Source organism: Planosporangium spinosum (genome assembly GCF_049999945.1).
Lineage (GTDB): Bacteria > Actinomycetota > Actinomycetes > Mycobacteriales > Micromonosporaceae > Planosporangium > Planosporangium spinosum.
The window spans coordinates 41,054-60,849 of the sequence record NZ_JBLYUB010000020.1 but is presented as its reverse complement, the minus strand read 5'-3'; the positions used below and the strand labels follow the sequence as shown (position 1 = coordinate 60,849).

Sequence of the window (19,796 nt, the reverse complement as noted above, 5' to 3'; positions counted from 1 at the left end):
GCAGCGCCAACCCGGCCACGCCCTCGACGCCTACCGGGTCCTGTCCCGCGTCGGTATCTTCCGACATCTCACAGGCATACCGACCCGTACACCGCGCCTCACACCGAGACCCCTGCCGCGTCGGTAGGGTAGGACCTTGTCGACGGCGCATGCGTGACCCGCGCGTGTCTCGGCGCACCGCGCGGTGCGGCGGTCAGTGCACCAGGCGGTGCAGCGCCCACCTGGCGACCGGTAGGTAGCCGGCCACCACGGGAGCGAAGCCCTCGACCGTTAGCACGGTGCGCGTACCGGCCGCCGTGGCCTCGACGGTGTGCCGCAGGGCCAGTTCGACGCCCATCGCCGACGCCGTCCACGACCAGGTGCGCACCGGCCCGGACTCGTGGACGTCGACGACCCGGAACCGGACCGGGAGCCCGACCGGTGCGCGCACCACGCCGGAGGTTCCCGGCGCCAGGCGTTCCCTGGCGTAGTCGACCGACCGGATCTGGGGGGACCACTCCGGCCACCGCCGCGGCCGGAGGTAGCGGTCCCAGACGTCGTCAGCGGTACGTGGACCCTCGGCGCTGATCTCGCGCCGCATGGTCGGCCAACCGAACGCCACCTCCCCAGCATGGGTGACGATGAGCGGACGCGCCCGTCGTTAGCGGCCACCGGCCGTAACGGCCACCCGGCAGCGGCCGCAGCGCCTCGGTCACCGCCCATGCCTTGTCCGTCAACTGGCCCCGGCCGACCACGACCACACCATCGATGGAGTTCTACATGATCTGTAGAATAGGCCCTCGTCAATGGATGGGCTTGCCGCTCCGCGGAGCCGTATTCCCGCGTGGCGCCTCGGGGCACAGGCGTGGTCGCTGGTCAGGCGCTCGCCTGGACCGCCACCGGCCAGGCGTGGTACCCGTCCGGCACCGGCCGATCCTCCTCGACCGCCTGGGCGGTGTGGATCTCGTCGAGGAGCTCGGCCTGCATCGGCCGGGGCAGGGTGGCGCCGTCGTAGCACGTGATCGCCGCCGGCGGCGTGTCGCCGCGGTTCGCCTGGTCATGCAGCAGTGCGTCGATCCTGTCCCGAAGATCTTTCAACTCCTGGTCGTCGGCCAGCACGGCGATCTCGAGGACGTGCAGCCGCCGACCGGCAGTTCCAGCGGAGTCGGTCACGACGGTCCCTTCCGGTAGTCGTTGCCTGCCGATACCCACCACAACCGCCTGGCAACCCGACGCCGTGTCACCGCATTGTCGGGCCCTGCCAGCCGCCCACCGCTGGCCGTGTCCGCGCGGCGCTGCCCGGCACCACGCGGCCCCAAGGCGAGATCAGCCGTGCGTGCGACCGGGCTCGCGCTTCTTACCGGTATCCCGACAAGCAAGATCGTCTGCGTTGGCGGCTGGTAGCGCGTTCCTCTCGGCGCACCAGACGCCGGATCACCGCTTGACCGTCACGACCGGCGCATCTTCGGGCTCATGTCCTGCGCCGGATGAAGCCCAGGACAGCCGTGGCGACGAACAAGATCGCGCCGATCACGAACAGCCAGAACAGGCCCTTGAGTGCCAGTCCGAGCACGGCCAGAATCAACCAGATCACGAGAAGCGCGATGATCAGTCCAACCATGGCCCGGTACTACCCCGACTGCCGTCGATGAAAACAGGCCCCCCGCAGGGGGCCCTGCGCAGTCTCGCCGCGTGAGGCCGAACTCGCCGCCGGGACGGGTTTGTTCGCCGGTGAGACCCATCCCGGTCGGGTCCTGTTTGAGGAGTTTTACCCCGTTGCGCTGTGGGGCGACGCTGACGATGTGTGTAGCGTGGCCGATACGAGAACCACGTCGAGGCGGCATACCGAGCAATCGGAACTTTCCTAGGGTCTTGCCTTCCCGGCACCACGCGACGCCAGCCGCGCGGTCCGATTCCACCCCGCACACCGGGGGAGAGGCAGTGCCCATGCACTCCCACCAGCTTTTCGCGACCCAGTCCGTACCCGAGCCGCTGATCATCGACACCGAGATCATGGATGACACGATCCGGGTCCGAGTTTCCGGCGAGGTCGACGTCGCCACCGTCGATCCGCTGGCCCAGGCGCTGTCCGCCGCGCTCGCCCAACGGCCCGACCTGGTCGAGGTCGACCTCCACCAGGTCGCGTTCATCGATTCCAGCGGAATAGCCGCGCTGCTCCGCGCGCACCGGGCGGCCGTCGAGGCGGGGTGCCGGCTGCGGGTGGTCCGTCCGCAACGCGCGGTGTACCGGGTGCTCGACATCTGCGGCCTGCTCGCACACCTGGGACTGTGACGCGACCCGACACCTTGACGTCGGCCTCGTCGTCCCGGGCCGGGGCCGGCTACCGCGCTGCCTGCAAGACCTGGTCGCCAAGGTCGGGGAGCTGCGCCACCGCGGCGTCGGGGTCACCCCGCCGCACGAGGACCTCAACGCCACCACGCCGGGCGGGCGGCTGGTGTGCCACGTGTCCGCCGCCCTCGGGGTTCCGGTTAGAAACGCATCACCAGCCGCAAACGGCGATGATTTTGCTTAGGGCTGACCGCACCTCGGGTGCCTTTGCCCGGGCATGGTCGGCCGCCCGCAGTCCCGCAGGTCGGGAATGTTGCGGAAAGTGCCGGGGTTGACGTCGATCAGCCTGGCGATCGCGGTCACGCTGATATCCAGGTTGGGCAGCATATCCCTCGCGGCGCACAGGATCTCCGCCGTGATCGCGATCGGACGGCCGCCGAAACGGGTGCGGATGACGAGGGTCTCGTGGGTGTCGGAAACGGCCGTTCCCGGCAGGATCGAAAGCTGCCCGCGGGTCGACGACCAGCCCTTCTGGGTGGCGGTCCTACCGATGGCGTCACCCGCCATCGCATAATCGTTGCCACCCGAACACAAGGAAACGATCCGGCCGTGCACCTGAGCTGCGCTGTTACCAACAATGCCGGCGAGGTGACCGTCACCCTCGCCGGCAACGCCGACCTCGCCACTGTCGACGCCCTGCGCGCCGCCCTCGCCGACGCCACCGCCGGCCGGCCCGCCCGGATCACCGTCGACCTGCTCGGCCTGACGTTCATCGACTCCATCAGCATCAGCGCCCTGATCGTCGCCCGCCGCGCCGCCCAGACCCAGGGCATCGTGTTCACCGCTATCCAACCCCGCGGCTACGTCCGTAAAGCCCTCACCCTCACCGGTGTCCTCGACACCCTCACCGGCCCGCCCGACGCTGGCGCGGCCTGACCCGCCCTGACGCGAACCGTGCGGCAGCACCAGATGCCTATCCCGCCTCGCCCGGGAGCACGTGGGTGGCGTTCGCCACCGGTCAGGCGCTATTGGCCCGACGATCCCGTCCGCGTGACCAACTCCTTGGGAGGCTGAGTTAGCCACTGCCGGACCTGTCGCTGCCAGGACCTGTCCACCGCGCGGTACCGTGAGTTCCGCTCATCGGCCTGTTCGTCGATCGAGTCACACTCCGTGCGGATGGAGAGTCGGTAGCGATGGACAGTGCTGAGCGGCAGCCGGTTCCCGCCGCCGGGGTCGACGTCTTCACCGTTGACGACGAGGTCGGCCCCGATCTTGCGACGGTCGACTGGGCGGCGACGCCGCTGGGGCCGACGGCCGGTTGGCCGCAGAGCCTGCGGACGTCGGTGAGCATTCTGCTGTCGTCGCGGTTCCCGATGTGGATGGCGTGGGGCCCGCAGTTGACGTTCTTCTGCAACGCGGCCTACCGGCGCGACACGCTGGGCCGGAAGTACCCGTGGGCGTTGGGCCGCCCGGCCAGCGAGGTGTGGGCCGAGATCTGGGGCGACATCGGCCCTCGCATCGAGACCGTGCTCACGACGGGGAAGGCGACGTGGGACGAGGGCCTCCTGCTGTTTCTGGAGCGGTCCGGCTTCCGGGAGGAGACGTACCACACCTTCTCCTACAGCCCGTTGCGCGACGAGGCCGGTGCGCTCACCGGCATGTTGTGTGTGGTCACCGAGGACACCGAGCGCGTCGTCGGCGAGCGTCGGATGGCGACCCTGCGCGACCTTGGCTCCGACCCGAGCGTCGTGCGCACCGAGCAGGAGATGCTGGCCTTCGCCGCCCAGCAGCTCGGCCGCAACCTGCGGGACCTGCCGTTCACGCTGACGTACCTGTTCGGAGACGACGGCCGCGCGGAGCTGGCGGCCGCGACCGGGATCGCGGCCGGGCATCCGGCGGCACCGCCGATCCTGGCGGCCGACCACCCGGCCGGCGTCTGGCCGGCGGCGAGACTGGCCGGGCAGGAGCCGGTGCTGGTCGACCTCGATGACAGTTCGCTGCCCGGGCTGCCCTCCGGGGACTGGCCGGATCCGCCCGCCCAGGCGCTGCTGGTGCCGCTGGTGCAGCAGGGCGCGGCGCCGTACGGGTTCCTCGTCGCCGCGCTGAACCCGTACCGGCCCCTGGACCAGGGGTACCGGGGCTTCGTCGAGCTGGCCGCCGGGCACGTCGCGGCGGGCATCGGCAGCGCCCGCAACTACCAGGCGCAGCAACGGCGGGCCGAGGAGCTGGCCGAGCTGGACCGGGCGAAGACCGCGTTCTTCTCCAACATCAGCCACGAGTTCCGCACCCCGTTGACCCTGATCCTGGGGCCGGTGCAGGAGCTGCGCGAGCGTCTGGCCGCCGACGACCAGCGGGCCCGTGACGAGGTGGACGCCATCCACCGCAACAGCCTGCGGTTGGGCAAGCTGGTCAACACGCTGCTGGACTTCTCCCGCATCGAGGCCGGCCGCGTGCAGGCCCGTTACGAGCCGGTACGGCTGCCCGCGTTCACCGCCGAACTGGCCAGCGTGTTCCGCGCCGCGGTGGAGAAGGCCGGCCTGACCTTCGAGGTGGACTGCCCACCCCTGGACGAGCCGGTCTACGTCGACCGGAGCATGTGGGAGAAGGTGGTGCTCAACCTGCTGAGCAACGCCTTGAAGTTCACCTTCGCCGGTTCGATCCGGGTCTCGGTACGGGCCGAGGACGGCCGGGCCGTGGTGGAGGTGGCCGACACCGGCATCGGGGTACCCGCGGAGGAGATGCCCCGCCTGTTCGAGCGCTTCCACCGCATCCCGCAGACCCGGTCCCGCTCGAACGAAGGCAGCGGCATCGGCCTGGCGCTGGTCAAGGAGCTGGTCGAGCTGCACGGCGGCACGATCACCGCGACCAGCGCGCCGGGGGTGGGCACCACGTTCACCGTCCGCCTGCCGTTCGGCTCCGCCCACCTGCCCGAAGGACAGGTCGCGACCGCCGCCGGTGCCGATGCGGTGTCGGCCACGGCCGAGCCGTTCGTGCAGGAGGCGCTGCGCTGGCTGCCCGGCGACCCGGCCGGGCCCGGCGACGGCGACGACCCGGGCGCGGCGTCCCGGCGTACGACCAAGGCGGCGCCGGGCCCGCAGGGGCGACCGGCCAGGGTACTGGTCGCCGACGACAACGCCGACATGCGCGAGTACCTGCGGCGCCTGCTCGGCGACAGGTACGACGCGACAACCGTCAGTGACGGGCACGAGGCGCTGGTCGCGGCCCGCGCCGACCGGCCGGACCTGATCGTCAGCGACGTGATGATGCCCGGCATGGACGGCCTGGAGCTGGTGGCCGCGCTGCGCGCCGACCCGCGTACCGCCAGCGTGCCCGTCATGCTGCTGTCGGCTCGCGCCGGTGAGGAGGCCGCGATCGAGGGCCTGACCGCCGGCGCGGACGACTACCTGGTCAAGCCGTTCTCCGCCGATGAGCTCCGGGCGCGGGTGCGCGCCACCATCGACCTGTCGAAGCTGCGCAACCACCACGCACAGTGGCGCCACGCGATGATCAACTCCTTGCAGGAAGGGTTCTTCGTCGTCGACGAGAACGGCGCGGTCATCGAAATCAACAAGGCGTTCACCCACATCCTCGGTTACCGCGCCGACGACCTGCCCTACCCCGCCCCGCAGCCGTGGTGGCCGGACGAGTCCGCCGACCCGGAAGCGTACCGCGCGGTCACCAACGCCCTCGGCGAGATCCTGGACCGCCCGAACGGCAGCTTCATGCTGCCGCTGCGCCACCGCGACGGCCACCGGCTGTGGGCCGCGGTCAACTACAACGCCGTCGCCGACGACGCCGGCCACCGGATGGTCGTCGGCACCATCCGCGACGTCACCGCCGAGCACTACACCGTCCAGCGCGAGGCCGCCCTCAGCTCCCTAAACCGGCGGCTGTCCCAGGCCGGCAGCACGCCGGAGGTGCTCGGCGCCGCCCTCGACGAGCTACGCCGGTGCTGGCACGCCCACCGGGCGGTGGCCGTACGCTGGGACTCCTCCCGCGACCGGCACGTCACGGCTTCCCCCGGCATGGATGGCGACCAGCTTCCGCCCGACATCCGCGCAATGGTCGAGGCGCTGCGGGAACAGCCGGCGCTGCGGGTGACGATCGACCCGGCCGACGGGTTGCGCCCGACCGGCGTCGGCACGACCATCGAGGCGCCGGACGGGCCGCTCGTACTCTGGCTGGAACTCGACCCGGCGCGCGGGTTCGGTACCCATGACCAGACCCTGCTGCTCCTGCTGGCCGGCTCGGTCGGGCAGGCGCTGCACCGGGCCTACGCCGCCGACCAGCAGACCGAGGTCGCGCTGGCGCTGCAGCGGTCCATCCTCGGCCCAGCACAGCTGCCCGACGGGTTCGCCGTCCGTTACCAGCCCGCCAGCCGCCCGCTGCAGGTCGGCGGCGACTGGTACGACGCCGTCGACCTCGACGACGGGCGCATCGGCATCGTCGTGGGCGACTGCGTCGGCCGCGGCCTGTCCGCCGCTACCGTCATGGGCCAGCTACGCAGCGCCTGCCGGGCGCTGCTGCTGCAGGCCGCCAGCCCCGCCGAAGCGCTCACTGCGCTCGACCGGTTCGCCGCCAAGCTGCCCGGAGCGCTGTGCACGACCGTGTTCTGCGGCATCCTCGACCCCGACAGCGGTGAGCTGGCCTACAGCAGCGCCGGCCACCCACCCGCGATCCTCACCCACCCCGACGGGCACACCGAACTCCTCGAAGGCGGCCGCGGCGGCCCACTCGGGATCGGCACCCGAAAACCGCGGCCGTCCGCCACCTGCCTGCTGCCGCCGCGCTCGGTGCTGTTGCTGTACACCGACGGCCTCGTCGAACGGCGTCGCCGCGCCCTGGAAACCGGCATCACCCAGGCCGCCGACGCCGTACGCGAGCACCTCACCCTCAACGTGGAACAGCTCGCCGACCACGTCATGAACCGGATGAGTACGGACGGCGGACACGACGACGTCGCCCTGCTCGTGTACCGCCATCCGGCGCCCCTGGAGCTGTCCTTCCCCGCGGAGGCGGCCCAGCTGGCCTCCGCCCGGTCGGCGCTGCGTCGGTGGCTGCGACGGGCCGGTGTCGACCCGATGCACACGCAGGACATCATCGTCGCCGCCGGCGAGGCCTGCGCCAACGCCATCGAGCACGGCCACCGCGACGCACCGTACGGCGAAATCCGGCTCCAGGCGGCCATCGCCGGCAACGACCTGCAGATCGTCGTCATCGACACCGGCACCTGGCGACCACCGACCAACGACCCGAACTCCCACCGCGGCCGCGGCCTGACCCTCATGCACGCCCTGATGCAGCATGTTGCCGTCGCGACCACCAGCACGGGCACGACCGTCACCATGCAGACGAGGATCCCCGCATGAACACTCCCCTCACGCTGTCCACCAGCCGGTCCCGGGCTGGCGAACCGACCCTGACCGCCGTGGGTGAGATCGACCTGAGCAACGTGGGTGAGTTCAACGCCGCGCTCGACGCCGCGATGACCACCGACAGTCGCCTGACCGTCGACCTGACCGGCGTGGAGTACCTCGACAGCGCGGCTCTGGCCTGCCTGTTCGCCCACGTCGACGACGTCCGCATCACCGCGAATCCGCTGTTGGAGAGCGTGCTGCGGATCTCCGGGCTCGCCGACATGGCACCGGTCACCATCGCCGAGCCGGCCGCCGGCGACTGAGTCGCCCGCTACGGCCACGGCTTCCGGGTCCGCGACCGGCGCACCGACCGCCCCGCTACCACGATCAACGCTTGGTGTTGTTGCTCGCCGGAGGTCTCAGGGCGCACGAAGGCTGGGTGACATGCTCGGCATGGCCGGCGCACCGGCGACCTTTCACCGCAGGCGGTCTCGGTTCAGTCCGGCCGGTGGTTGTGGTGGAGGGCGAGGATGGCGACGTCGTCTGTGGCGGGCTGGTCACCGATGAGGGCGGCCATGACGGTCGCGCACACGCGCTCCGCGGATGCGGGGGCGACCGCGGCGAGCAGAAGCCGGAGACCCTCATCGATGGGGCGGGTACGCCGTTCGACGAGGCCGTCGGTGTAGAGAAACAGAAGGCTGCCGGGTGGCACCGGCACGTCGACGGCGCGGCGGCGGGCGTTGCGGTAGGCGCCGAGGGGCGGGTCGGCCGGCGCGTCGAGCAGCTGGGCGGGGTAGCCAGGCTCGGCGAGGACGGGCGGCGGGTGCCCGGCCACCGACAGGGTGGCCCGTCCGCGGCCGGGGTCGAGCACGGTGTAGGCGACGGTGGCCATGGCGTCGGGTTCGAAATGCTGGATCTTTCGGTCGAGGCGGGTCAGGACGTCGGCGGGGTCGGCGGACTCCAGCGCGTATGCGCGTAGTGCGCTGCGCAGGCGCCCCATGATCACGGCGGCTTGCAGGCCGCTGCCGGTCACGTCGCCGATCACGGCCCCGATATGGCCGGATGGCAGGGTGAACAGGTCGTACCAGTCGCCGCCGACGCCGACCTCGGCGCCGGGAACGTACCGGCCGGCCGCGTCGATGCCGTCGATCGCGCCCAGGCTCCCGGGTAGCAGGCTGCGTTGCAGGGCCACGGTGGTGGCCCGGTCGATGCTGGCCAGCCGGGCCTGGGTCGCGAGGCTGATCCGGTCGGCGACGCGTTGCAGCAGGTCCTCGTCGTCGTCGGAGAACCGACGGGGGGTCAGGGAGCCCACGTGCAGCACGCCGGTGACCCGTCCGGCCGCGATCAGCGGCACGCCGAGCAGGGAGGCAATCTTCTTGTCGAGCAGGATCGGGTTGACCACGGTGGTCGAGTCGACGCGTTCAAGGCGCACCGGGCGCCCGCCGGCGGCCACCCGGCCGGCGAAACCGGCGCCGAGGGGTATCCGGATCCCTTGGTGGACCTCTTCTTCCAGGCCTCGGGCCGCGGTGGCGACCAGGTGCTGACCGGAGGGCTCCAGTAGCAGAACCGCGGCGGTGTCGACCTTCAGAATCTCCCGCACCCGGTCGAGGAGTTCGACGAGCAGATCCTCAACATCCAGGTGCGACAGGGCCGCGTCGGTCACCGCCTGCAGGCGGCGCAGCTTCTCACCGCCGTCTGCGGTGCCCGGCCCTGGTGTCACGGCCGGATCATAGCCGTGCCGGATGGGTGAAATGCCGGCCGTCGACCATGACGCGGCGACCGCCACACCAGGCCCGGTGTCTGGCTGTCAGGTGTCACCAGGGGCATTCTGGTGGCGCGCACCGGGCGTCAAGGACGATCGTGGGCTGCCGCAGGGAGATGTATCCGTATGCCGAACCCTCATCGGACCCCTGGCCGGCCGAGCCGAAGACGTCGTCGACCAGCAGCAGGGCATGCCTGAGATGAGGTGCCTGATGACCTGTCCGGTAAACCCGGACTATCCGTTACGCCCGCCGGGTGACCGCCGTGCTGATCGGGTACGCCCGCTGCACCACCGACAAGCAGGACGTGGAAGCCAACCGGCAGATCCTGCTCGCCCTCCACGTCGCCGCCAACCGCATCTACCGCGACCGGACGTACTCCGGCACCACCCGGGCCCGCCCCGGCCCGGGGCAGACCCGCGCCGCCGTGCGCACTGGTGACACCTTCATGGTGCCGAAGCTGGACCGGCTGGTCTGCTCCACTCCGACGCCCGGCAGATCGGCGATTCGTTCGTCGCCCGCAGCATCCGCCTGCAGCTGGGAGCGATGGTCTACGAGCCGACCGACCCGGTGGCCAGGATGTTCCTCAACATCCTGGCCACCGCCGCCGAGTTCGAAGTCGACCTGCTACGGATGCGCGCCCGCCAAGGCGTGGCGATCGCCGGGCCAGGGGCAAGCCAAAAGGCCGCGCGCCGAAGCTGTCCCCGCCGAGGCAGGCGCACCTGGTCCAGCTGCACGCCGCCGGTGAGGACACCATCGCCAAACTGGCGAAACTGTTCGAGGCGTCTCGCTCGACTTTGTACCGGCTCCGGGAACGGGCCGCCGCGGCCACCTCGACGTGGAATCCCGGATAGTCCCGCCGGTACGCTGTACCGGCGGCCGCAGCGAACTTCGCCCGTGCCCTGGCCGCTGTCACCTGCCGGTTGGTCAGCGATCATTTCACGCATCCGTGGACGAGAGGCGGCGCACACCATGACGGCGGTATCGGGCCAGCGGCCGACTGCGGCGGTTGCCGGGCAAGGCGCGGAAGAGGATCTGCGGGCGTTGTTCGGGCAGTCCACCGCCGTTTTCGCGTCGCTCGCCGGGCCGGGGTACCTGGTGGAGACGGCCAACCCGGCGTTCTTCGCCGCCATCGGCGAAGAACGGGCTCGCACCGGGGTCCCGCTCGCCGAGCTGATGCCCGAACTGGCCGGCCAGGGCTTCCTCGACCTGCTGGACCAGGTCTACCGCACCGGTGAGGCCTACACCGGCCGTGACGTCCGGGTCGTGCTGGGCGTCGGCCCGCACGCGCGGGAGGCATTCTTCGACTTCACCTACGAGCCGCGCCGGGACGCCAACGGCACCGTGACCGGCATCCGTGTGATCGGCGTGGAGACCACCCAGGTCAAGCATGCCCAACGGCTGATGGCCGAACACCGCGCCCTGCTGGAGCAGATCGCCCGTCAGGCGCCCCTGACCGAGGTACTCGACGGGATGGCCCGCTGTATCGAAGCTCTCGCACCGCAGGAGGTGCTCGCCTCCGTGCTGCTGGCCGATCCCGACGGCCGGCACCTGCACCACGGCGTCGCGCCCAGCCTGCCCGACTTCTACAACCAGGCGATCGACGGGATCGCCATCGGTGAGGGCGTCGGCTCCTGCGGCACCGCCGCCCACCGGCGGCAACCGGTCATCGTCACCGACATCACCACCGACCCGTTCTGGGCCGACTTCCGGGACCTGGCCGAGCAGGCCGGACTGGCCGCCTGCTGGTCCACGCCGATCCTGGCCCGCGACGGCAGCCTGCTGGGCACCTTCGCCATGTACCACCGCACCCCGCGCGTCCCGCAGGACACCGACCTCGCCCTCGCCCGGGTCTTCGCCGGCACCGCGGCCCTGGCCATCGAACGCCACCACAGCGAACAGGCACGACGAGCCGCCGAAGCACACGCCGAGGCAGCCCGTGACGCCCTGGCCCGGGCGGTACACGCCGAGCGAGAACGGCGTGCCGAGGCCGAACAGCGCGCCGCCGCCGCGGAACTGGCCGCCCGCACGCGCACCGCCGCGGCCGCGCAGGCCACCACGCCGCACCCCGAACGCTGCCAGCTCGGCGGCGCCGCCGGGTGCACCGCACCGGCCGAGATCAAAATCGCCGACTCGTGGGGCGACTCGGCGTGGGGCTGCACTGCCCATGTCGAGGAAGCTCTCCTCAACGTGCGGTCGGTGTTCATCGCCAGCGAGGAACTCGGGGGCCTGGCCTCCTATCTCAACCGCTGACACCGCGGCCGGGCCGCCGAGGGCTAGTTCTGCAACAGTGGACCGTTGTTTGATCTTTGTCTTCGCTGGTAGTGGCTGTGTTTGGCGCGAGCTTGGTAGCGGCGGCGTAGGTGTGACCAGGCGGCGAGGCGGTCGAAGGGCCGGACGACGGGGTGGATTACGTGTGCCAGGAGACGGCGGATCTCGCCCGGGCTGATGCGGACCAGGTCGCGGCTGCTTTTGGGGCGCTGGCGGCGGTGTGAAACCGGCTGGTCCGACTCTTCTGTAACTGTCATGATCACAGAATGAGTCAGCAGGACTGGGACAATCTGAACCACGTCGAACAGGCCTTCTTTATCAACGCGATGGAGATCGACATCCTGCCCGGTGTCCGTGGCGACCTCGACGAAGCGGAGCAGTGGCTGCCGTTCGACGAACTCGCCCGGATCCTGCTGTCTCTGGTCGACCGCGGATGGATCGAGGTACGCAGGTACCAGCCATGGATCTCGGATGAGGGGCTCCCAGGACTCGAACCCGGAGATGTCGTGCCCCGATCGCAGCTGCCGCACGTCCTGGCGGACCCAGCCAGCTGGGAGTATCCGGACGACAGCAGTTGGATAGGTGCCCTGACTTTGGTCCGTACCGAGGCTGGTCTCGAGGTTAGTCGACTCTCGCCCGAGGAGATCGAGGCGGGCGAGAAGGCGTGAGCCGCGCCAGCACCTCACCAGCAAGTCCTGTTGTTTCCGCGGCTGGGAGAATTTTTCCGTCAGGTGCAGCAGTTGGGTGCAGCAGCGGAATATCGGGTGGCTGGCAGGCTGACACGCCAAAGTTCGGCTCGCCCCATCATCCGATAGTTGGACGCGCGCTCGGCGGCAGAAGAGGACGCCTCCGCCAGAGGCGCCGACCTTCGCGCAGCATCAGCGTGATCCGCAGGGCGCCGGCGACCGGAGTCCATAGATGCGCAGGGCGGACCCCGCAGGCGCACAGTCGGTTGTCCAACGGTGCGCTCCGCATCACATCCGACGCGGTACGGATTGTGGACTGGTGTGTCTACGAACCGGTGGCGCCGGACCCGGATGCAGGCCGCCGCGAGAACCAGGACCTGATCAGACCAGGCAGCGAAGGCCCACCCCGCAGGCACCAGATGGCGATCACTGGGTCGCAGATCGCGCAGCCGAGCGACGAGTGCGACGCGAACGGGATGATCGGAGCACCTCGTAGGTAGTGCAGGGCGTCCCAGGCCGTGTGGAGTAGCCAGGCGATGCCGATCCAGGTGTAGGAGTCGAGGCCGCGGTAGGCGCAGTAGGTGACCGCGATGGTGAAGGCGAACTCCCAGGGTCCGAAACTGCCGCTGCTGAGATAGGCGGCACCGGCCCCGGCGACCATGATGGCGTTGAACCGTCGTCTCGTTGGCTCTCGGAGCAGGGACATGAGGAACGCGTACAGGACACCAATCAGTATCGGCGCGATGACGATCATGATCGGGACGTTAATCGGCTGGTCGCACCCGCAACAGTGGCTGTAGTGCCAGGTACCAACGGGATCTCGCCAACCATCGTGGACAGACGATCCAGGCCCTCTGAGTGCCTGTCTGGGATCTCATGCCGTGGCGGTAGTTGGGTGATGGCGTGCCAGGCGTCTGGTCATCACGATGATCATCGCCCAGTGGACCATGGCGGCGTGGTGAGCGGGTAGACGCTCGTAGTCGCGGACGGTGCGCCGGCAGCGGCTGATCCAGGCCAGGGTCCGCTCGACCACCCAGCGGCGAGGCAGCACACGGAATCCGATCTGGTCGGCGAGCTTGGCCACGATCCGCACGGTGATCGTCAGAGTAGCCGCCCAGGTGACCAGTGTGCCGTTGTAGCCGCTGTCTGCCCAGACCATCCGGACCTGGCGGTGGCAGGTACGCAGCGCGTGGACGAGTGCACGGCCGGCGTGGCGGTCCTGCACCGAGGCGGCGCTGACCATCACCACGAGCAGCAGCCCGAGGGTGTCGACAGCAAGGTGACGTTTGCGGCCGTTGACCTTCTTGCCGGCGTCGTAGCCGCGGCTGGTGCGGGCGACCGTCTCGGCGGCGCGTACGGACTGGGAATCGATGATGGCCGCAGTGGGATCGTGGTCGCGGCCTTCGACATGGCGGACCTGGTCACGTAACGCGTTGTGCAGCCGGGTGATGGTGCCGTCGGCGATCCACCGGGCGTGGTAGTCGTAGACGGTCTGCCAGGGCGGGAAGTCCGCCGGCAGCGCCCGCCACACGCACCCGTTGTGGGCGAGGTAGCGGATCGCGTCGACGATGTCGCGGCGCGAATGTGTCGGTCGGCGTCCACCGCGGCGGCCTGGCCCGCCGGCCGGTACCAGCGGAGCAAGGACCGCCCACTCGGCGTCGCTGGTATCGGAGGGGTAGCGGCGTGGCCGGGTGGTGGGCAGATGAGCGGACGTGTTCGTCGGGTCGGTAGGTGCGCTGACGCCGGCGACCAGGTAGAAAGTCATGCAGGGCTCTTCGGTTGTGGCACAGCTGGTTTGGTCGCCAGTGCACCTACCGGAGAGCCCTGCCTGTTGTCATCTCGACACGCCGGGCATCGACACTGAGGATCGTCTCCGATCGATCCAGAGGTTCAGATCCCAGACAGGCACTGAGACAGTGGGCTGGTGGTTTGGGGCGCGGTGACTACGGCTTGTAGGGGGCAACGTCCCCGGGTTGGGAGCCTCGCTCTGGCAGTCGAACGTCCCGAAAGACACGGCGGCTCGCGCGTTGCCATCTCAGATCGGCGACGAGCGCGCCGGTCGCGAGCGGGCTGGTCGAGGTTGGTGTGCTGTCGATCAGGTCTCGGTGGCGGGTCCGCGGAAGGCGGCGCGGTAAGCGTTGGGGCTGGTGCCGACGACGCGTTTGAAGCGGTCTCGGAAGGCGGTCGGTGAGCCGAATCCGACCTGGCTGGCGATCCTGTCGACGGGGTGGTCGGTGCCTTCCAGCAGGTGCTGTGCCTGGCGGATGCGGGTGCGGTGCAGCCATTCCAGTGGCGTGGTGCCGGTTTGTTCGCGGAAGCGTCGGTTGAGCGTTCGGGTGCTCATGCCCGCGTGTTCGGCGATGTCGGTCAGGGTGAGGTCGGTGTCGGCGTTGTCCTGCATCCAGCGGAGTACGGGTTCCAGGACGGAGCCGCGTGGTGTGGGTGGTTGGTCGTGGATGATGAACTGGGCTTGTCCACCCTCGCGTTCCAGGGGCATCACCGACAGGCGGGCGGCGTCGGCGGCGACCGCGGAGCCGTGGTCGCGGCGGATCAGGTGTAGGCACAGGTCCAGCCCTGCCGCGGCGCCGGCCGAGGTGAGGAACTGGCCGTTGTCCACGTAGAGCACGTCCGGGTCCACCTCGATGCTCGGGTGGAGTTTGGCGAGCGTGTCGGCGGCGAGCCAGTGGGTGGTGGCGCGGTGCCCGTCGAGTAGCCCGGTGGCGGCGAGGATGAACGCGCCTGAGCAGATCGAGGCGATGCGGGTGCCGCCCGCTGCGGCCTGGCGCAGGGCGTCGAGCACGTCGTCCGGGATGGGGACGGTGGGGTCGGCGCAGCCGGGCAGGATGATGGTGTCCGCCTGGGCCAGGGCGTCCAAGCCCCACGGCGCTTGCAGGGTGAACGTGCCGGCGTCGACGGTCGGGGTGGCGGCGCAGATTCGGACGCGGTACGCCGGGCGGCCGTCGGGCAGTCGGGTGCGGGTGAACACCTCGATCGGCGTGGACAGGTCGAACGGGATGACGTTGTCCAGAGCCAGGACAGTCACCGTATGCATGGCAATACCATAGATGTACGACTGTTCCAGCCAAGCCGTGGACCAGGCACGACACCATTGTGTCCAGCTCACGTCTGGTGGCGAGAATCCGTTGGATGTTGGCAATCCAGCCTGTTCCGGTGTCCGGGGACCACGGTTAGCGTCGACGCGACCAAACGTGTGGAGGACTGTACGACAATGCTGGCGCAGATCGTGTTGTTCGATGGATTCGACCCACTGGACATCACCACCGACGGTGGGGAGATGACCGGCCGCGCCGCGGCTGCCCGTCTGCCCGTCTCCAGGGGCAGAGAACACCGCATCGCGGCGGATTCGTCAGGAGCGGGCGCGTGACCAAGGTCCTGCTCTGTGTTCATGTGCTGGCCGCGGTCATCGCAATCGGACCGGTAACGGTCGCGGCCAGCATGTTCCCCGCCGCGACCCGCCGTGCCCTCTCGGCATTCCACCCGGACCGCGAACTCGCCACCCTAGGCACGCTGCATCGCATCTGCCGGGTCTATGCCGCGATCGGGATCGTGGTTCCGGTATTCGGGTTCGCCACCGCCAGCAGCCTCCATGTGCTGGGAAATGCCTGGCTGATCACGTCGATCGGGCTGACCGCCGCTGCGGCAGCGGTGCTGGCGCTGGTGATTCTCCCGCGTCAGAGCCGCATCCTCGCCGGGCTCGCTTCATCACCCGCGACCGCGGCGAACGCGCAGAGCGATCGGAGAATGCCGGCGCGGCTGGCCATGTACACCGGAGTGTTCAACGTGTTGTGGGCTGCGGTCACCGTGCTGATGATTGTCCGGCCCGGCTCGACGACGGGAGTCTGACCGTGAGTTCGTCCTTGCGCCCGCTGCGGATCACGGCGGCCGTGGAGTTGGTGTCGCTGCTCGTCCTGCTGACCAATCTCGCCACGGTGCACTGGCGGGCGGTGGCCTCTCTCGTTGGGCCTACGCACGGCTGCGCCTACCTATTGGTCATCATCCTCACCGCCCGCCGACCCGAAACCACCACAGGGACGCGAGCGACCGCCGTGCTTCCAGGCATCGGCGGCCTGCTTGCGCTCCGACGACTCGCCAGTCCCCACGCCGCACGTGCGGCTCATAAGCAAGCGGGGCGCGGAGGTCCCAATGGCGGCGACCAACCGGGCCACGACCATGAACGCCCGCAGCAGTCCCGCGCATCGTGATGCGGCTGGCAAGGATAAGAAGCCGATGAGCGTGCGTTTGCTGAACCTGCGACGTCAACGCGTGAAAGCGAAATCGGTGACTTCGGGCATGCAACGAAAGCCAGCGGATGCGTAGGTCGCGACAGCGCCTCCGTTCGAGGTCGGGGTAGCGACGGTGGCGCTGGAAGCGCCCATGTCTCGCAGGGCTGAGGCTGCGGCAAGGGTGATCGCGGTGCCGTAGCCGTGACCGCGATGGTCGCGGTGGACGCCCATAGGCTCCAGGAGGCCGGGGCGGCCCTCACCGGCTGACCAGACTGTGGCCGCCGCCACCGCGTTGTCCTGGTCGTCATATCCCACCAGGCAACGAGCGCGCCGGTATGCCGGAGACTGCGACATCACGGTCCACAGGTCGGCGGTGAAGGTCGAGCGGTCGAAGGCCGCGCGCTGCACCGCGACCCGGTCAGCGACACGGTCAGCGACACGGTCATGCCCGACAATCTCCACTCGCAGATCAGGGACCTCGACGGGGTCCTGTAGGTCGTGGACCAACGGCGTCCACGGGTCGTCATCGATCCAGCCGCGCTGGTGAAGCAGTGAACGAAAGGCCACTCCGAAACGGGCCTCGACGACCACTTTGTCACCGGTCAGGACACCACGGGTTGGATCCTCAAGGTCACGCAGGAGTGCTTGCGCGAGTTCCTCATCCTGGTCTGCTGATGGCGCAAAACCCATCCGGACCAGGGACGCTTGGTCGAGGAATCCGATCGCTACGACCGTCTCGTTCGCGGTCCAGACGCGTAGGGCCTTGGCCAGCACGGCTGGTCCGAAGCGCCACTGCCACCCAAGGTCGCCCGGATGTAACTGGACCGGCAGACCGTCCTGCTGCCATGACGCCAGGTCGGACAGGATCGCGTCGAGCGCGTGGGGATGCGGCGTCGTCAGGTCGACATGCATGTGAATATCCAAGCCGATCGCCGCCCGCGACGCACTCCTGATATGCGGCGCCGAGGATCGGGAACAAGTCTCTGACCACTCAGGCCGCGATCCGCTTGCTACGCAGCACGACGGCCGATGCGTGCCATCGTGCCGCCGGCAGTACGCGACTCCGCTCGATGACCGTCACAACACGGAGCATCCCAGCCCACACGCCCCTGCCGAAAGCCTTAGCGTACCGTGATCAGCACGGTCAGCGGCCCGGAGAAGGCGAATCTGGCCACCGCGGCCGGCGCCCATCATGTGATCAATTATCGCGTTGGCGACCCGGCGGCACGGATTCGCGAAATCGTCCCGGACGGCGTCGACATCGTCGCGAGGTGGCGCTCGGCGCGAACCTCGCCCTGGACCTGGCCGTACCGCGTCCACGCGGCACGATCGCGACCTACGCCAACGAAGGCGGACAAGCGGTCGAGCTGAACGTGGGGCAGGACATGGTGCTGAACACGCGCTTGCAGTTCCTGGTGCTCTGCACAGCCGGCCCGCAAGCGCGCGCCGCAGCCGTCGAGGATGTCACCGCGGCAGTGCGCGACGGCGCCCTGCCGGTCGGCGACGAGCACGGCCTACCGCTGGTCCGCTTCCCGCTGCACCGCACCGCCGACGCTCACCGGGCAGTCGAGACCGGCACGGTCGGCACGGTCGGCAAGGTCCTGGTGGACGTCGCACCATGAGATTCAGCCGGCAGCCGGATCCCGATTCGTACCGGTACGGCTCCGCATCACGGCGGTAGTGCGCATCCGCCTGTCGTCGGCCATTGCGGCTACGGCTACGGCGAGTGAGCCTTTTCCGATCTCGGTGATGGGCGTCCTCGTGGTGTTGGAGCACGAGGACGGCCGGGGTGATCGGGGTAGCGCGTTGCGGGCAGCAGCGCAGTTCGGCCAGCAGCTTCCACATCTTGAGCGTGGTGACGGCGCGTTCACCGATGGCGCGGACCTTGGCACGGTCGGCGTTGCACTCCCGTATCCGTTTCGGTAGATCGCGGCCGTAGAACGGCACGCCGACCGCGCCCCGGGCACCGCGACAGCCCTTGTCGGTGAAGGTGCCACCGCCGTAGCGGTCAGCGCGGTGATGATGCCGTGACCGCGGGCGGCTGTGTGGTCGTGCACCGAGCCGGGTAACGCCGGTGCAATCTTCGTCGACGGCCAGCTCGTCGAACGACCCGGCGACACCCAGGCCGCATAGTCGCCGGTGGCCAGAGTTCAAGACCGAGGTACGCAGTCGCCCGGATCCGCGGGTAGGGCTATTGGTTCGGCGGGAGGCGGTAGACGGACACGTGCGAACGCGACTCGGCGGTAAATTCGGCCCAGGCCCAGTCCGCGTGCCTGGTCTCGAGTTCGAACCCTGCCAACTGAGCCATGAGGTCCAGTTCAGCCGGCCAGATGTAGCGGTGCGGGCTGCGAGACAGTCGTGCCTGCCCGCTGTCATCGAAGGTGAAGTGGTGCGATGTGACGTGCTGGCGCAGAACATCGTAGGTGTCCAAGCCTATGTAGCCGGGCTCGCAATGAAAGACGGTGGCCTGCTGGCCCGGCGGGAGCCTGCGCAGGTCCGGCACCCAAAGCTCGATCACGAACCGGCCGCCGGGTGCGAGGTGGCGGGCAGCGTTGCGGAAGCAGGCGACCTGCTCGGCCTGGGTGAGCAGGTTGGAGATCGTGTTGTAGACGAGGTAGACGAGCGTGTACTCGCCGGGCGCGACCGTGGTCGCCATATCACCGACGACCACCGGCAGCGTCGCGTCGTCCACCTTCGTTCGCAGTTGGTCGACCATCGGCTGGGACAGTTCGATGCCGGTGACCGGCACCCCTCGCTCGGCGAGCGGGAGGGCCACGCGACCGGTTCCGATGGCGAACTCAAGCGCCCGCCCGTCGCCGGCGAGTTCGGCGAGGCGGTCCACGGTCGGCCCCAGGACCTCGGGCGCGAACATGCCCGTGCCCGGCGTGTCGTAGCGCTGGGCGGTATCGACGCCCCAGATCTCCTCCTGCCGCATGACGCCAACGATCGCTGCGGGCGTACGCGATGTCCAACGACTTTTCCAACCTGGATGTTCGGACGCGCTGAGATCGCCGCGCCGTCTATCCCGCTGCTGTCGCCTGTTCCGCGACGTCATCCACGGGTCTTGACGATTCTTCTCTGACGGCGGTGGCGGGCCATCCCCGGTCCGCACCCTGGTGTCACGGAGGCCAATCCGGGTTGCTCCCAAGTGGATGGTACGAGCACAGCAGTCATGGAAGCGGAAGGTGGGGGAGTGCGGCTGTGCAGCCA

General features: G+C 69.5%; 22 protein-coding genes and 2 pseudogenes. 12 read left to right on the top strand and 12 right to left on the bottom strand.

From position 1 onward, the window contains the following. Positions 1 to 193: 193 nt before the first annotated feature. From ACNTMW_RS24240 to ACNTMW_RS24230, 3 genes are all read right to left on the bottom strand, one after another. Positions 194 to 601, bottom strand: a complete 408-nt coding sequence (locus ACNTMW_RS24240) for an SRPBCC family protein (RefSeq protein WP_426636071.1) — start codon at positions 599 to 601, stop codon at positions 194 to 196. A gap of 254 nt (positions 602 to 855) precedes the next feature. Then, complete coding sequence (locus ACNTMW_RS24235) at positions 856 to 1,152, bottom strand: hypothetical protein (protein WP_426636070.1); 297 nt, start codon at positions 1,150 to 1,152, stop codon at positions 856 to 858. Positions 1,153 to 1,450: 298 nt separating this feature from the next. After that, entirely contained in the window at positions 1,451 to 1,600 is a 150-nt protein-coding gene (locus ACNTMW_RS24230) for a hypothetical protein (RefSeq protein WP_426636069.1), read from the bottom strand. Between the two features lie 326 nt (positions 1,601 to 1,926). On the opposite strand from ACNTMW_RS24230, the gene ACNTMW_RS24225 reads away from it, so the two are divergent. Next, entirely contained in the window at positions 1,927 to 2,271 is a 345-nt protein-coding gene (locus tag ACNTMW_RS24225) for an STAS domain-containing protein (protein WP_426636142.1), read from the top strand. Positions 2,272 to 2,508: 237 nt separating this feature from the next. Here ACNTMW_RS24225 and ACNTMW_RS24220 read toward each other — a convergent pair whose 3' ends face one another. Then, positions 2,509 to 2,835, bottom strand: coding sequence for a hypothetical protein (locus ACNTMW_RS24220; protein WP_426636068.1), 327 nt, complete (start codon positions 2,833 to 2,835; stop codon positions 2,509 to 2,511). 42 nt (positions 2,836 to 2,877) lie between these two features. Here ACNTMW_RS24220 and ACNTMW_RS24215 point away from each other — a divergent pair, with 42 nt between their 5' ends. From ACNTMW_RS24215 to ACNTMW_RS24205, 3 genes are all read left to right on the top strand, one after another. Further along, positions 2,878 to 3,204, top strand: coding sequence for an STAS domain-containing protein (locus ACNTMW_RS24215; protein WP_426636067.1), 327 nt, complete (start codon positions 2,878 to 2,880; stop codon positions 3,202 to 3,204). Between the two features lie 257 nt (positions 3,205 to 3,461). Continuing rightward, entirely contained in the window at positions 3,462 to 7,637 is a 4,176-nt protein-coding gene (locus ACNTMW_RS24210; RefSeq protein WP_426636066.1) for a SpoIIE family protein phosphatase, read from the top strand. Beyond that, positions 7,634 to 7,948, top strand: a complete 315-nt coding sequence (locus ACNTMW_RS24205) for an STAS domain-containing protein (protein WP_426636065.1) — start codon at positions 7,634 to 7,636, stop codon at positions 7,946 to 7,948. The genes ACNTMW_RS24210 and ACNTMW_RS24205 overlap by 4 nt, the downstream gene beginning before the upstream one ends. Before the next feature lie 173 nt (positions 7,949 to 8,121). On the opposite strand, the gene ACNTMW_RS24200 is transcribed toward ACNTMW_RS24205, so the two are convergent. After that, positions 8,122 to 9,345, bottom strand: coding sequence for a PP2C family protein-serine/threonine phosphatase (locus tag ACNTMW_RS24200; protein WP_426636064.1), 1,224 nt, complete (start codon positions 9,343 to 9,345; stop codon positions 8,122 to 8,124). Between the two features lie 296 nt (positions 9,346 to 9,641). Between ACNTMW_RS24200 and ACNTMW_RS24195 the strand changes: the two genes are divergently transcribed. The 4 genes from ACNTMW_RS24195 (at position 9,642) to ACNTMW_RS24180 (ending at position 12,324) form a co-directional block, all read left to right on the top strand. Then, positions 9,642 to 10,133, top strand: coding sequence for a recombinase family protein (locus tag ACNTMW_RS24195; RefSeq protein WP_426636063.1), 492 nt, complete (start codon positions 9,642 to 9,644; stop codon positions 10,131 to 10,133). Then, positions 10,084 to 10,239 (top strand): helix-turn-helix domain-containing protein, encoded by a 156-nt coding sequence (locus ACNTMW_RS24190; protein WP_426636141.1) that lies wholly within the window; start codon positions 10,084 to 10,086, stop codon positions 10,237 to 10,239. The genes ACNTMW_RS24195 and ACNTMW_RS24190 overlap by 50 nt, the downstream gene beginning before the upstream one ends. A 190-nt stretch (positions 10,240 to 10,429) precedes the next feature. Beyond that, positions 10,430 to 11,638, top strand: a complete 1,209-nt coding sequence (locus ACNTMW_RS24185; protein WP_426636062.1) for a GAF domain-containing protein — start codon at positions 10,430 to 10,432, stop codon at positions 11,636 to 11,638. Between the two features lie 284 nt (positions 11,639 to 11,922). Continuing rightward, a complete protein-coding gene (locus ACNTMW_RS24180; protein WP_426636061.1) occupies positions 11,923 to 12,324 on the top strand; it encodes a hypothetical protein in 402 nt (133 codons plus the stop codon). A 343-nt stretch (positions 12,325 to 12,667) separates the two neighbouring features. Here ACNTMW_RS24180 and ACNTMW_RS24175 read toward each other — a convergent pair whose 3' ends face one another. From ACNTMW_RS24175 to ACNTMW_RS24165, 3 genes are all read right to left on the bottom strand, one after another. Then, complete coding sequence (locus ACNTMW_RS24175; RefSeq protein WP_426636060.1) at positions 12,668 to 13,096, bottom strand: DUF6010 family protein; 429 nt, start codon at positions 13,094 to 13,096, stop codon at positions 12,668 to 12,670. Between the two features lie 120 nt (positions 13,097 to 13,216). Continuing rightward, the gene (locus tag ACNTMW_RS24170; protein ID WP_426636059.1) at positions 13,217 to 14,107 is read right to left on the bottom strand and encodes an IS5 family transposase; all 891 of its coding nucleotides are present in this window, start codon (positions 14,105 to 14,107) and stop codon (positions 13,217 to 13,219) included. Between the two features lie 330 nt (positions 14,108 to 14,437). Beyond that, entirely contained in the window at positions 14,438 to 15,394 is a 957-nt protein-coding gene (locus ACNTMW_RS24165) for a GlxA family transcriptional regulator (protein WP_426636058.1), read from the bottom strand. 177 nt (positions 15,395 to 15,571) lie between these two features. Here ACNTMW_RS24165 and ACNTMW_RS24160 point away from each other — a divergent pair, with 177 nt between their 5' ends. Together ACNTMW_RS24160 and ACNTMW_RS24155 are read left to right on the top strand one after the other, a co-directional pair. Further along, a complete protein-coding gene (locus ACNTMW_RS24160; protein ID WP_426636057.1) occupies positions 15,572 to 15,727 on the top strand; it encodes a hypothetical protein in 156 nt (51 codons plus the stop codon). Next, positions 15,724 to 16,206 carry a DUF2269 family protein gene (locus tag ACNTMW_RS24155; RefSeq protein ID WP_426636056.1) on the top strand — a complete coding sequence of 161 codons (483 nt, stop codon included), beginning with the start codon at positions 15,724 to 15,726 and terminating at the stop codon, positions 16,204 to 16,206. The genes ACNTMW_RS24160 and ACNTMW_RS24155 overlap by 4 nt, the downstream gene beginning before the upstream one ends. Before the next feature lie 413 nt (positions 16,207 to 16,619). Here ACNTMW_RS24155 and ACNTMW_RS24150 read toward each other — a convergent pair whose 3' ends face one another. After that, positions 16,620 to 17,498: a GNAT family N-acetyltransferase gene (locus tag ACNTMW_RS24150; protein ID WP_426636055.1), complete on the bottom strand. Its 879-nt coding sequence runs from the start codon at positions 17,496 to 17,498 to the stop codon at positions 16,620 to 16,622. Between the two features lie 219 nt (positions 17,499 to 17,717). Between ACNTMW_RS24150 and ACNTMW_RS24145 the strand changes: the two genes are divergently transcribed. After that, entirely contained in the window at positions 17,718 to 17,957 is a 240-nt protein-coding gene (locus ACNTMW_RS24145; RefSeq protein WP_426636054.1) for a hypothetical protein, read from the top strand. Then, complete coding sequence (locus tag ACNTMW_RS24140) at positions 17,858 to 18,208, top strand: MDR/zinc-dependent alcohol dehydrogenase-like family protein (protein WP_426636144.1); 351 nt, start codon at positions 17,858 to 17,860, stop codon at positions 18,206 to 18,208. Before ACNTMW_RS24145 ends, ACNTMW_RS24140 begins: the two co-directional genes overlap by 100 nt. Positions 18,209 to 18,344: 136 nt before the next feature. Here ACNTMW_RS24140 and ACNTMW_RS24135 read toward each other — a convergent pair. The 3 genes and pseudogenes from ACNTMW_RS24135 to ACNTMW_RS24125 all read right to left on the bottom strand — a co-directional run. After that, positions 18,345 to 18,476 (bottom strand): annotated as a pseudogene (locus tag ACNTMW_RS24135) (IS5/IS1182 family transposase); the annotation flags it as partial. A 48-nt stretch (positions 18,477 to 18,524) separates the two neighbouring features. Continuing rightward, positions 18,525 to 18,664 (bottom strand): annotated as a pseudogene (locus ACNTMW_RS24130) (IS5/IS1182 family transposase); the annotation flags it as partial. A gap of 113 nt (positions 18,665 to 18,777) precedes the next feature. Beyond that, the gene (locus ACNTMW_RS24125) at positions 18,778 to 19,521 is read right to left on the bottom strand and encodes a class I SAM-dependent methyltransferase (protein ID WP_426636053.1); all 744 of its coding nucleotides are present in this window, start codon (positions 19,519 to 19,521) and stop codon (positions 18,778 to 18,780) included. Positions 19,522 to 19,796 lie beyond the last annotated feature (275 nt).